The sequence below is a fragment of the Serratia sp. AS12 genome, assembly GCF_000214195.1.
Lineage (GTDB): Bacteria > Pseudomonadota > Gammaproteobacteria > Enterobacterales > Enterobacteriaceae > Serratia > Serratia plymuthica.
Window position 1 is genome coordinate 41,218 of sequence record NC_015566.1, and the last position, 12,766, is coordinate 53,983.

12 protein-coding genes are annotated in these 12,766 nt (G+C 59.1%); 7 read left to right on the top strand and 5 right to left on the bottom strand.

Annotated elements, in window-relative coordinates; genetic code table 11:
• Positions 1 to 4 precede the first annotated feature (4 nt).
• Positions 5 to 367, top strand: coding sequence for a YibL family ribosome-associated protein (locus SERAS12_RS00180; protein WP_013810956.1), 363 nt, complete (start codon positions 5 to 7; stop codon positions 365 to 367).
• A 30-nt stretch (positions 368 to 397) separates the two neighbouring features.
• On the opposite strand, the gene SERAS12_RS00185 is transcribed toward SERAS12_RS00180, so the two are convergent.
• The 5 genes from SERAS12_RS00185 to fdhD all read right to left on the bottom strand — a co-directional run bounded on the left by SERAS12_RS00185 (position 398) and on the right by fdhD (position 5,625).
• Positions 398 to 1,177 carry a class I SAM-dependent methyltransferase gene (locus SERAS12_RS00185; protein ID WP_013810957.1) on the bottom strand — a complete coding sequence of 260 codons (780 nt, stop codon included), beginning with the start codon at positions 1,175 to 1,177 and terminating at the stop codon, positions 398 to 400.
• A gap of 53 nt (positions 1,178 to 1,230) precedes the next feature.
• Positions 1,231 to 1,902, bottom strand: a complete 672-nt coding sequence (gene yiiM / locus SERAS12_RS00190; protein WP_013810958.1) for a 6-hydroxyaminopurine reductase — start codon at positions 1,900 to 1,902, stop codon at positions 1,231 to 1,233.
• A gap of 97 nt (positions 1,903 to 1,999) precedes the next feature.
• Positions 2,000 to 3,925, bottom strand: a complete 1,926-nt coding sequence (locus SERAS12_RS00195; RefSeq protein ID WP_013810959.1) for a methyl-accepting chemotaxis protein — start codon at positions 3,923 to 3,925, stop codon at positions 2,000 to 2,002.
• Between the two features lie 124 nt (positions 3,926 to 4,049).
• Entirely contained in the window at positions 4,050 to 4,670 is a 621-nt protein-coding gene (gene sodA, locus SERAS12_RS00200; protein ID WP_013810960.1) for a superoxide dismutase [Mn], read from the bottom strand.
• Between the two features lie 127 nt (positions 4,671 to 4,797).
• The gene (gene fdhD, locus SERAS12_RS00205) at positions 4,798 to 5,625 is read right to left on the bottom strand and encodes a formate dehydrogenase accessory sulfurtransferase FdhD (protein ID WP_013810961.1); all 828 of its coding nucleotides are present in this window, start codon (positions 5,623 to 5,625) and stop codon (positions 4,798 to 4,800) included.
• Positions 5,626 to 5,769: 144 nt separating this feature from the next.
• Here fdhD and fdnG point away from each other — a divergent pair, with 144 nt between their 5' ends.
• The 6 genes from fdnG to SERAS12_RS00240 all read left to right on the top strand — a co-directional run bounded on the left by fdnG (position 5,770) and on the right by SERAS12_RS00240 (position 12,704).
• On the top strand, positions 5,770 to 8,817 hold the full coding sequence (gene fdnG, locus SERAS12_RS00215) for a formate dehydrogenase-N subunit alpha (protein ID WP_013810962.1): 3,048 nt from the start codon (positions 5,770 to 5,772) through the stop codon (positions 8,815 to 8,817).
• Positions 8,818 to 8,829: 12 nt separating this feature from the next.
• Entirely contained in the window at positions 8,830 to 9,729 is a 900-nt protein-coding gene (gene fdxH / locus SERAS12_RS00220) for a formate dehydrogenase subunit beta (RefSeq protein WP_004950673.1), read from the top strand.
• Entirely contained in the window at positions 9,726 to 10,361 is a 636-nt protein-coding gene (fdoI, locus tag SERAS12_RS00225) for a formate dehydrogenase cytochrome b556 subunit (protein ID WP_013810963.1), read from the top strand. The genes fdxH and fdoI overlap by 4 nt, the downstream gene beginning before the upstream one ends.
• The gene (gene fdhE, locus SERAS12_RS00230) at positions 10,361 to 11,290 is read left to right on the top strand and encodes a formate dehydrogenase accessory protein FdhE (RefSeq protein ID WP_013810964.1); all 930 of its coding nucleotides are present in this window, start codon (positions 10,361 to 10,363) and stop codon (positions 11,288 to 11,290) included. The genes fdoI and fdhE overlap by 1 nt, the downstream gene beginning before the upstream one ends.
• 131 nt (positions 11,291 to 11,421) lie before the next feature.
• On the top strand, positions 11,422 to 12,063 hold the full coding sequence (locus SERAS12_RS00235; RefSeq protein ID WP_013810965.1) for a DcrB-related protein: 642 nt from the start codon (positions 11,422 to 11,424) through the stop codon (positions 12,061 to 12,063).
• A 35-nt stretch (positions 12,064 to 12,098) separates the two neighbouring features.
• A complete protein-coding gene (locus tag SERAS12_RS00240) occupies positions 12,099 to 12,704 on the top strand; it encodes a glutathione S-transferase (protein ID WP_013810966.1) in 606 nt (201 codons plus the stop codon).
• The last annotated feature ends 62 nt before the right edge of the window (positions 12,705 to 12,766 follow it).

Genomic DNA, 12,766 nt, shown 5'->3' on the forward strand with positions numbered 1-12,766 from the left:
AACCATGAAAGAGAAAGAAAAGGCAGAGATTAAGCGCCTTAGCGACCTGCTGGACGCACTGAATCACAAAGACACGGCGGTGATCCAACAGGGCAATATCGACCTGATTGCCCAGCACACCAAAGAAAAAGAGAAGCTGGCGACGGAAATCGAACGTCTGAAAGGCGTGCGCGTCGAGAAGCTGAGCGTGGAAGCGCAAAAGCTGAGCCAACTGCCCTTCAGCCGTGAAATCACCAAGAAAGAGCAGGCGGACATGGGCTCGTTGAAAAAAAGCGCGCGCGGCCTGATCGTGGTGCACCCGATGACCGCTCTGGGCCGTGAGATGGGCCTGAAAGTGGTCACCGGCTACGCCAAAAAAGCATTCTGAAAATCGGGCGCCGTCTGTGGCGCCCCGTTTTCATTGCTTGGTGGTGAAATACGCCTTGGTCTGATAGGGCACGGTCACAGTGTCCTTGCCCTGCAATTCCCCTTCCTCCGCCACCAACTGGCGAATCTGATCGATCACCTGTTCCTGCCGTTGCGGCGGCAAGGCGGCGATAAAGCTGGTTGAACGCACCCGGTTGTAAATCACATCTTCTGCTGCGCCCTGGTGCCCGAACATAAACACCTGCTCCTGCAACGCTTCGAACCCCTTGACCGGAAACAGTTTGCGCCATTCGCCAGTGTAGAAACGCGGTGCGTCGCCCTCGTGTCTGTCGACAATCTGATTCAGCTTGCGCACCCAGCTCACGCGCGCATCGCGCATGTTCCATACCAGACCCAGCTTGCCGCCGGGCTTGAGGATACGCTGAATTTCAGCCAGCGCCTGCGGCGTGGCGAACCAGTGGAAGGACTGCGCGCAAACCACGGCGTCGACTGATTCGTCCGGCAGCGGAATCGACTCGGCGGTGCCCGCCAGCGTTTTCACCTGAGGTAGCGCTGCCGACAGTTTTTCCAGCATCTGCGCTACCGGTTCGACGGCGATCACCTGCGCACCGGTTTCCAGCAGGCGCGGGGTGAATTTGCCGGTACCGGCGCCGAGGTCGATGACCGTCATGCCGGCGTGCAGGCCGATAACCTCACGCAGCCAGGTGGCGATCTCCGGCGGATAATCCGGTCGCCCTTTCACGTAGCGGTCGGCATTGGCCTGATAACCCACGGCTGCGGCGTGGTGGATCGAATGAGAGGGGGTGGTCATAGCTTCTGCTCCTGGCTGAAAGAGGTTGCACAACAGTATACCTGGGGTCTTTTTCAACGCCCCAACAGACGGCGGTTAAGGTTTTCGATACGGCCGGTAGTGATGCGAGTCAGCATGGTTTTGCTCCAGCTCGCGGACAGCCCGGCGACCGCCAGTAGACGGCGATACTGCTCTTCATCGAACGGCATATGCCAGGCAATGCCGATGGCTTCGGCCACAGAGATGTCGCTGTTGCGTGTCGCCAGCTCCAGCGGACGATCGCCGCTGACGACGCCGGCGGACACCACCCGGTACAGCCAGCCGCAGCGGCCGCTCTGCTGCATCAGCACCGAGATGTCGTCGATTGCGAAGTGGTAGTTGAGTTTGAAGCAGGGAGAGCGCGGCTGGGTGACCTGAATCAATGCCTCGCCCCAGCGGAAGATATCGCCCATAAACACGTTGTGCTCGCTCAGCCCCAGCGTGGAAATATTCTCGCCGAAAGCCGGCGCGCAGAACTGTTCCGCCTGTGCAGGAAACTGTTCCCGCCAGTGGGCATAATGTTCGCGCGGATAGTGGCACAAAGCGCGGTCCGGCCCGCCGTGATAGCTTTTTTCCGCCTGCTCGTCGCCTTCCAGGCCGAGCGGGGTCAGCTTGATGGCGCCGTCCACCAGGCGTTTGGCGATGCCGCTGGGCCGCCCGCCGTCATAAGGCTGGATGGTGCCGATATAAACCTCAGGGTGATGCATATGCGCCTCCGTTCTTTGCGTCAGAGGTTCAGCATAGCCTGAGTTGATCGGGAGGGACAGAACATCCCGCCCGAAAATAACCGGGCGGGGAGGGGCATCAGAACGTGGTCCAGTTGTCTTGCGCTGTTGCTGACCGCGCTTTAATCACCGGGGCTTTTGGCGCGCCGGCTCTCGCCACGGCGTCGGGGGCTTTCTGCTCCGCCAGGCGGAATACCGAGACGCTTTGCAGCAGCATGTCAGCCTGCTCTTCCAGCGAGTCGGCGGCGGCGGCGGATTCCTCCACCAGTGCGGCGTTCTGCTGGGTGGTATGATCCATTTCGACAATCGCCTGGCCGATCTGGGCGATACCGCGCGTTTGCTCGTCGGAGGCGGCGGCGATCTCCGCCATGATATCGCGCACGTGGGTCACCGAGAGGACGATTTGCTCCATGGTGCTGCCTGTATTCTCCACCAGGGTGGTGCCGGTTTGCACCCGGCTGACCGACTCGGCGATCAGCCCTTCGATCTCTTTTGCCGCCTGGGCACTGCGCTGTGCCAGATTACGAACCTCGCTGGCCACCACCGAGAAGCCACGCCCCTGTTCGCCGGCGCGCGCCGCTTCTACGGCGGCATTGAGCGCCAGAATATTGGTCTGGAAAGCAATACCGTTGATCAGGGTGGTAATTTCGGCGATTCGTCGCGAACTGCTGGAAATATCGCGCATGGTGCTGACTACGTTCTCTACCAGCTTGCCGCCCTGTTGGGCGGTTTGCGAAGCCTCGGTAGCCAGTTGGTTGGCGTGGTGGGCGTTTTCGGCGTTCTGCTTCACCGTGGCGGTCAGTTGCTCCATGCTGGCGGCGGTCTCTTCTACCGCCGCCGCCTGTTGTTCGGTGCGAGAGGACAAATCGGTGTTGCCTGCGGCAATCTCCGCCGCAGCGGTAGAGACCTGGCTGACCCCCATCTGGATTTTCTCAATCATATCGCGCAGGTTTCGGCTCATCGCCGCTACCGCATTCAACAATTGGCCGAGTTCATCGCGGCGGGTGCTGGTCTGCGCCTGACGCAGATCGCCGTTGGCGATGCGTTCCGCCAGCGCCAGAGTGCTGCGCAGTGGCCGGGTGATTTGCAGCGTGATGCGCCAGGCAATCAGCAACCCGGCGATAATGGCAATCAGCGTGGTGATGCCCATCTGCAGCTGCGCCGCATTAATATCGTTATGGGTTTGCGCCAGTTCGTCCCGCATAAAGGCGTTGACCAGCGTACCGACTTCCTGGGCGCTGTCCCCCAGCCGCTGGCTGGTCTGCTGTTCCTGTTCATAAGCCGGCAGATAAGCTTCGATTCGGTTTTTGTAGTCGTCGAGCGCGCTCAACAGCGGTTGCAGCAGGGGGCGCTGGGCATCGCTGAGCCGTCGGCTGAGTGCGTTTGCTGTGCTGCGCGCGTCATCAATCGCCGCTAACAGCGGCGCTTCGGATTCACGGTTCAGGCTCAGCAACAGGCCGCGTGCGTCGTAGCGCACCAGGGTCAGTTTCTGATTCAGTTGCACAAAAGCCAGTTGCAGGTCGCCATTGGTCAACTGGCGCTCCACCTGATTCAGGCTGTCTTGCACTTCCGACATGTTCCAACTTTGGCGTATCGCATCTTTTGCCGCTACCGCCTTTTCGAAGGCGTTTTGCTGCTGCTGGTATTGGCCGATCAATACCACCAGGCGTTGCAGGTCTCGCCGGCTTTGGGTATCCCAGTCCAGCGTCTGGCCCTGGTTGATCAGCCGTACCGCGTTTTCGATATTGGCGCGGTTATTCTTCAGGTACTCAGGCCGGTAGGTCTGGCCGAACAGCGCGCGGTTATATTTGGCCTGATTGATTTCGTCATTCAGCCGGTTGCTGAAATCGATGCGGTAGGCGCGGGATTCGATGATATTCAGGTATTGTGCGCCGGTGCCGGCGATGATCGCCGTCAGCAGTAGCATCAGACCAAACCCCAGGCCGAGCTTTTTACCCACGGTGAGATGAACGAACTTTCCTGCCAGTGTTTGCAATGCCGCCATATTATTTTTCCTTTGCGGGCGAACGTCTATTGAACAAACCATCGGCAAAGGGCGGTCAAACTTTAGCGGATTTTGGGTAAAAAAATGCCCGCTTCACGCGGGCATCATCAGTGCTGGGGGCGAATTACTTCTTCGCAGCGAAGCGTGCTGCCGCTTCGTCCCAGTTAACCACGTTCCAGAACGCTTTGATGTAGTCTGGGCGTTTGTTCTGATATTTCAGGTAGTAAGCGTGTTCCCACACGTCCAGGCCCACGATTGGGAAACCTGAAGCGCCGGCAACGGCTTCGCCCATCAGCGGGCTGTCCTGGTTAGCGGTAGATACCACGGCCAGTTTGTCGCCTTTCAGCACCAGCCAGGCCCAACCTGAACCGAAGCGGGTTGCTGCGGCTTTCTCGAACTCTTCCTGGAATTTCTCGACGCTGCCGAAATCGCGTTCGATAGCGGCTTTCAAATCGCCACCCAGCGTGGTGCCGATTTTCAGGCCTTTCCAGAACAGGCTGTGGTTAGCGTGGCCGCCGGCGTTGTTACGCATGAAAGTGCGCTTGTCGGCTGGCACTTTATCCAGATCCTGGATCAGCTCTTCAACGCTCAGCGAAGCCAGCTCAGGGTACGCTTCCAGCACGGTGTTCGCGTTGTTGACGTAAGTCTGGTGGTGTTTGGTGTGATGGATTTCCATCGTCTGCTTGTCGAAATGCGGTTCCAGTGCGTCGTAGGCGTACGGCAGGGATGGCAGTGAATAACTCATAATCATCATCTCCAGTGGGGTATGGGCGGCGCAAGGTGCTAGCACCGCGTAAGCAGTCGGATCATTATAGTTAATTAAATGATCTTGAAAATGATTATCAATGCCCTACTTAGTGTAAGGGATTAAATCAATCCACAATGCGCTGCGGGTGAGTAAACACCGTCGCGCGGCCGGGTTTGCTGAAACCGACCAGCGTCAGGTTGCTGCGCTCGGCGATTTCTACGGCCAACGAGGTGGCCGCAGAAACCACGAACAGGATCTCTACGCCGCACATCGCGGATTTTTGCACCATTTCATAGCTGGCGCGGCTGGAGACCAGGATCGCGCCCTGTTGCCAATCTTGCTTCGCGCGCACGCCGAGCAGCTTGTCGAGCGCTACGTGGCGGCCGACGTCTTCACAGCCGCCCAGCAGGTCACCCTGCGGCGAAATCCAGCTGGCGGCGTGGGTGCAGCCGGTGAGCTGCCCGACGTTCTGCACCTGCTTGAGCTGCCTCAGCGCGTGGTCGAGGTTGGCGAGAGAAAAGCGTTGGGTGAACGGCAGCACAGGCAGCGGACGGAAGATGTCCGCCAACTGTTCGATGCCACACACGCCGCAGCCGGTGCGGCCCGCCATGGCGCGGCGGCGCTCCTTCAACCCGGCAAAGCGGCGGCTGGAGAGCTCAATTTGCACCTCCAGCCCGTTACAGGTTTGGTTAATCTCTATACTGTAGATATCGCGCGGTGACTCGATAATGCCTTCGGACAGCGAAAAGCCGAGGGCGAATGCCTCCAGATCTTTTGGCGTGCACATCATCACCACGTGAGAGATGCCGTTATAGACCAGGGCGACCGGCACTTCTTCCGCCAGCCAGTCCGGCTGTGCGGTGGCTAGCTGCCCGCGCTGATAAACCTGGGCCTGGGTCACCCCTGTGAGCGGGGTCTCATTTATGTGCTGCTCTGGGTTTATAGTGTTCACTTAACTGGCACCTGTTTGTAACAACCCTATATACGCTGTGGTAATATTGCCGCGTAAAAACAAGATCGATTTTAGCGCTTCCCGCTTCAAGGGGGAAAGCGCCATTTGAAACAATGTGACAATCGAGAGTGAAAGGAGATCCCCATGCAGGTCAGCAGAAGGCAGTTCTTTAAGATCTGCGCTGGCGGTATGGCAGGAACGACGGTCGCCGCACTGGGCTTTGCCCCGGAAGTGGCGTTAGCGGAAACCCGGCAGTACAAACTGCTGCGCGCCCGTGAAACCCGTAATACCTGTACGTATTGTTCCGTCGGCTGTGGGCTGTTGATGTACAGCCTTGGTGATGGCGCCAAAAACGCCAAAGAAAGCATATTCCACATTGAAGGGGACCCGGATCACCCGGTAAACCGCGGCGCGCTTTGCCCGAAAGGCGCGGGGCTGGTCGACTTCATCCACAGTGCAAGCCGCCTCCAGTTCCCGGAGTATCGTGCGCCAGGTTCAGATAAATGGCAGCGCATTACCTGGGACGATGCCTTTACCCGCATCGCCAAACTGATGAAGGAAGACCGTGACGCCAACTTCGTGAAAACCAACGAACAGGGCGTCACCGTCAACCGCTGGCTGAGCACCGGCATGCTGTGTGCCTCCGCCTCCAGTAACGAAACCGGGTATTTAACCCAAAAATTTAGTCGCGCTCTCGGCATGCTTGCCGTAGACAACCAGGCGCGTGTCTGACACGGACCAACGGTAGCAAGTCTTGCTCCAACATTTGGTCGCGGTGCGATGACCAACCACTGGGTTGATATCAAGAACGCGAATCTGATTATCGTCATGGGCGGTAATGCGGCGGAAGCGCATCCGGTGGGGTTCCGCTGGGCGATGGAAGCCAAAATTCACAATAAAGCCAAGCTGATCGTCATCGATCCGCGCTTTACCCGTACCGCATCGGTGGCGGATTTCTACACGCCGATCCGTTCCGGGACCGACATCGCCTTCCTGTCGGGCGTGCTGCTGTACCTGATCACCCACGACAAGATTAACCGCGAATACGTACACGCCTACACCAACGCCAGCCTGCTGGTGCGGGAAGACTTTACCTTCGAAGACGGCCTGTTCAGCGGCTACGACGCCGAAAACCGCAAATACGACAAAACCACCTGGAATTATCAGCTCGATGAAAACGGCTTCGCCAAGCGTGATCTGACGCTGCAGGATCCGCGTTGCGTGTGGAACCTGCTGAAACAGCACGTCAGCCGCTATACGCCGGAGGTGGTGAACAATATCTGCGGCACGCCGACCGAGGATTTCATCAAAGTCTGCGAATACATCGCCGAAACCTGCGTGGCGGATAAAACTGCATCATTCCTGTACGCCCTGGGCTGGACTCAGCACTCGGTCGGCGCGCAGAACATCCGCACCATGGCGATGATCCAGCTGTTGCTCGGCAACATGGGCATGGCGGGCGGCGGCGTCAACGCGCTGCGCGGCCACTCCAATATCCAGGGCCTGACCGATCTGGGCCTGCTGTCGCAGAGCCTGCCGGGCTATATGACGCTGCCGTCGGAGAAACAGACGGATATCGACACCTACCTGAAGGCCAACACGCCGAAGGCGCTGCTGCCGGGCCAGGTGAACTACTGGAGCAACTACCCGAAATTCTTCGTCAGCATGATGAAGAGCTTCTATGGCGACAAGGCGCAGAAAGACAACGGCTGGGGCTTTGACTGGTTGCCGAAGTGGGACAAAGGCTACGACGTACTGCAGTACTTCGAGATGATGTCGCAAGGGAAGGTCAACGGCTATTTGTGCCAGGGCTTTAACCCGGTCGCGTCGTTCCCGAACAAAAACAAGGTCGTGGCCTCGCTGTCGAAGCTGAAGTTCCTGGTGACGATAGATCCGCTCAACACCGAGACGTCCAACTTCTGGCAGAACCACGGCGAGTTCAACGACGTCGATCCGTCGAAGATTCAGACCGAGGTGTTCCGCCTGCCGTCCACCTGCTTTGCCGAAGAAAACGGATCGATCGTTAACTCCGGCCGCTGGCTGCAGTGGCACTGGAAAGGCGCGGACGCCCCGGGTGAGGCGATGAACGACGGGGAAATCCTGGCGGGCATTTTCATCCGCCTGCGCGAGATGTACGCGCGTGAAGGCGGCGCGGTGCCTGAACAGGTGCTGAACATGACCTGGGATTACCTGACGCCGGAAAACCCCGCTTCGGAAGAAGTGGCGATGGAAAGCAATGGTAAGGCGCTGGCGGACATTCTGGACGCCGACGGCAAAGTGCTGGCGAAGAAGGGCGAACAGCTCAGCACCTTCGCTCACCTGCGCGACGACGGTACCACCGCCAGCGGCTGTTGGATCTTCGCCGGCAGCTGGACGCCGGCCGGCAACCAGATGGCGCGGCGCGATAACGCCGATCCGTCCGGCCTCGGCAACACGCTGGGTTGGGCCTGGGCCTGGCCGCTCAACCGCCGCATTCTGTATAACCGCGCTTCGGCCGACCCGCAGGGGAAACCCTGGGATCCGAAACGTCAGTTGCTGGAGTGGGACGGCGCCAAGTGGGGCGGGGTGGATATCCCGGACTACAGCGCTGCCGCGCCGGGCAGCGACGTCGGGCCGTTTATCATGCAGCCGGAAGGCATGGGCCGCCTGTTCGCCACCGACAAAATGGCGGAAGGGCCGTTCCCGGAACACTACGAGCCGTTCGAAACGCCGCTCGGCACCAACCCGCTGCACCCGAACGTGGTCTCCAACCCGGCGGCGCGCGTGTTCAAGGACGATCTGGCGGCGATGGGCACCTCCGACAAGTTCCCGTATGTCGGCACCACCTATCGTCTGACCGAGCACTTCCACTACTGGACCAAGCACGCGCAGCTCAATGCCATCGCGCAGCCGGAGCAGTTTGTGGAGATCGGCGAGAAGCTGGCGGAGAAAAAAGGCATCAAGCACGGCGATACGGTGAAAGTCAGCTCCAACCGCGGCTATATCAAGGCCAAGGCGGTGGTGACCAAGCGTATCCGTACTTTGCAGGTGAACGGCCAAGACGTCGACACCATCGGCATCCCGATCCACTGGGGTTACGAAGGGGTGGCGAAGAAAGGCTTTATCGCCAACACGCTGACGCCGTTTGTCGGCGATGCCAACACGCAAACGCCGGAGTTCAAGGCGTTCCTGGTTAACGTGGAAAAGGTGTAACGGAGACGAATTATGGCAATGCAATCTCAGGACATCATTCGTAAATCCGCCACCAATGGTTTCACGCCGGCCCCGCGCGCCCGTGACCACCAGGAAGAAGTGGCCAAACTTATCGATGTCACCACCTGTATCGGCTGCAAGGCCTGTCAGGTGGCCTGTTCCGAATGGAACGACATCCGCGATGAAATCGGCAGTAACGTCGGGGTGTACGATAACCCCGCCGATCTGACGGCCAAGTCGTGGACGGTCATGCGCTTCTCCGAAGTGGAGGAAAACGGCAAGCTGGAATGGTTGATCCGCAAGGACGGCTGCATGCACTGCGCCGATCCGGGTTGCCTGAAGGCTTGCCCGTCGGAAGGCGCAATCATTCAGTACGCCAACGGCATCGTCGACTTCCAGTCCGAGCACTGCATCGGCTGCGGCTACTGCATCGCCGGCTGCCCGTTCGACGTGCCACGCATGAACAAGGACGACAACCGGGTATACAAATGCACCCTGTGCGTCGACCGCGTTGATGTCGGCCAGGAACCGGCCTGCGTGAAGACCTGCCCGACCGGCGCGATTCACTTCGGCACCAAGGACGCGATGAAGCAGATTGCCGCCGAGCGCGTCGGCGAGCTGAACACCCGGGGTTATCAGAACGCCGGTCTGTACGATCCGGCGGGCGTGGGCGGCACCCACGTGATGTACGTGCTGCACCACGCCGACAAACCGCAGCTGTATCACGGTTTGCCGAATAACCCGACCATCAGCCCGGCGATCACGTTCTGGAAAGGCGTGTGGAAACCCCTGGCGGCCATCGGCTTTGCCGCCACCTTTGCAGCGAGCGTGTTCCACTATGTCGGCGTCGGTCCTAATCGCGTCGAAGAGGAAGACAACGACGAGCTGCACGATGAGGAGACGCGCAAATGAAGAAGGAAAAGCGGATTCAGCGCTACAGCGCGCCGGAGCGGATTAACCACTGGATTGTGGCGTTCTGCTTTGTGTTCGCCGCCATCAGCGGGCTGGGGTTCTTTTTCCCCTCCTTCAACTGGCTGATGAACATTTTCGGTACGCCGCAACTGGCGCGCATCCTGCATCCCTTTGTCGGGGTGATTATGTTTGCGGCCTTCCTGCTGATGTTCCTGCGCTACTGGAAGCATAATCTGATCAACCGGGAAGACATCGTCTGGGCCAAAAACATCCACAAAATTGCCATGAACGAGGAAGTGGGCGACACCGGGCGTTATAATTTCGGTCAGAAGTGCGTATTCTGGGCAGCTATCATCAGCCTGGTGCTGCTGCTGGCCAGCGGTGTGGTGATCTGGCGGCCGTACTTTGCGCCGTCGTTCCCGATACCGCTGATCCGCATCGCGCTGCTGGTGCATTCGCTGGCGGCGGTCGGCCTGATCATCGTGATAATGGTGCACATTTACGCCGCGTTGTGGGTAAAAGGCACTATCACCGCGATGGTCGAAGGCTGGGTGCCTGCGGCCTGGGCTAAAAAACATCATCCGCGCTGGTACCGAGAGGTCCGCGAGAAACAACAGGAAGACAAACCCTGATGAGCATCCGCATCGTTCCTAAAGAGCAGTTAGGGGCACAGCGCGAGAAGTCCACAACGGCGGAGACAATTCCGCCGTTACTTTTCGCCAATTTGAAAAGCCTCTACAGCCGCCGCGCCGAACGCCTGCGCAAGCTGGCGACGGACAACCCGCTGGGCGACTACCTGAACTTCGCCGCGCAACTGGCCGAAGCGCAGCACCATGCACTGCACGACAACCCGCTGCAGCTGGATCTGACCGAAGCGCTGCTGAAGGGCGCGGCCAGCGGCAAGCCGCCGCTGGATTTGAGCGTCTATCCGCGCAGCGAGCATTGGCACCGGCTGCTGGGCTCGTTGATCGCCGAGCTGCGTCCACAGGCGCCGGAACACATTCTGGCGGTGCTGGATAACCTGGAAAAGGCGTCAGCGCATGAGCTGGAGCTGATGGCCGACGCCTTGCTCAACCGCGAGTTCGGCAACATCGGCAGCGAGAAAGCGCCGTTCATCTGGGCCGCGCTGTCGCTTTACTGGGCGCAAATGGCAAGCCAGATCCCCGGCAAGGCGCGCGCGGAATATGGTGAGCACCGTCAGTTCTGCCCGGTGTGCGGCAGCATTCCGGTCTCCAGCGTGGTGCATATCGGCACCGTCAGCGGCCTGCGCTATTTGCACTGCAACCTGTGCGAAAGCGAGTGGCACGTGGTGCGGATAAAATGCAGCAACTGCGAGCAAACCCGCGATCTGAATTACTGGTCGCTGGACAGCGAGCTGGCGGCGGTGAAAGCGGAAAGCTGCGGCGACTGCGGTACTTACCTGAAGATTTTGTATCAGGAAAAAGATCCGCATATCGAGGCGGTGGCCGACGATCTGGCCTCACTGGTGCTCGACGCCAAGCTGGAAGATGAAGGTTTTGCCCGCAGCAGCATCAACCCGTTCCTGTTCCCGGGGGAGTAAATCGCAAAACGCCGGTATTTGCCCCTTCCGAGTGGTCAGATGATGAATTTCAGACTGCGCATCTGGCATTCACAGGGGCGAGTTGCTACGTTTACGCAATGACGCGCAACGCGAAAGAAAAGGGACGGACGATGTTGAAGACCATTGCGAAACTCACGGCGGTCGCCGTTCTGGCGATCGGGCTGTCGGCCTGTGACAACAAGGAAGACACCAAACCGGCAGTACCTAAGCCGGACCCCAAGCCAATCGTGACGCAGCCCATTGCGCCACCCCCTCCACCGGTGGAAAGCGAGCCTGTGGGGCTGAAGGTATCGCTGCAAAGGGGTAACGTGACCTTTTTACTGCCGGCGGGGTTTAGCGATCAGACCCAGAACAGCGGCATTATCAACGACAGCAAATCCACCATTCAGCGTTTCCTCGACGGCAAGACACGCCAGAGTACCGTCTCCTCTGAAGTGGTCCCGCCTGACGACATGAAGCTCAACACCAGCGATAAAATGCTGAAAGATCTGACGCAAAGCATCATCACTGAGCTGGCCGACCGCTATCAGAATATCAAGACCACCAAAGAAGAGAACTTCAGCGTCGGCAAGCAGAAGTTTCATCGGCTGGATACCGAGCAAAGCGTCAATGGGCAAAAGGTACTCTCCACCTTTGTGCTGACGGTATTGAATAAAAGGGTGGTGACGTTGCAAATGCTGTCACCGGCCAAAACGCCGGAGGCGCACCAGGCGCTGGTTCAGCGGATTATCGACACGCTGGTGGTGAAATAACAACGCTGTGATTCCACAGCTCGGGGGGAAGACGGATGAAGCTGATTGGCAGTTATACCAGCCCTTTTGTACGCAAGATTTCCGTGATGTTGCTGGAAAAGGGGATCGCGTTCGAATTCGTTAACGATCCGCCGTATGAGCCGGGCAGCCGGGTGGTGGAGCTGAATCCGCTCGCCAAGGTGCCGGTGCTGGTGGCCGACGACGGCGTGGCGTATTACGACTCGCGCGTCATTGCCGAATACCTCGAACTGCTTCCCGCCGCCCCGGCATTTTTGCCCGCCGATCGCGCGGTTGCGCTGTGTATTCGCCAGGTGGAAGCGCTGGCCGACGGCGTAACCGAAGCCGCCGCCACGCTGTTTCGCGAGAGCAAACGCGCATCGGAAAAGCAGGACGAAAACTGGATACTGCGCCAGCGCGACAAGCTGACGCACGGGCTGGACGCGCTGGAGAAACTGGCGCAGGAAAAGACGCTGCTGAATGCCGCCGAGCTGACGTTGGCGGACATCGCTACCGGCTGTGCGCTGGGCTACCTCAATTTCCGCCGCATCATGCCCAACTGGTGCGTCGAACGGCCTGCGTTGATCAAACTGGCCGAGCGGCTGTTTGCCCGCGAAAGTTTTGCCCGCACTTCACCCCCCTGAATTCCCTCACCCCGCTTTGGCGGGGGTTTTGCTTTATGCCGACATCATCACACAAAAAAACC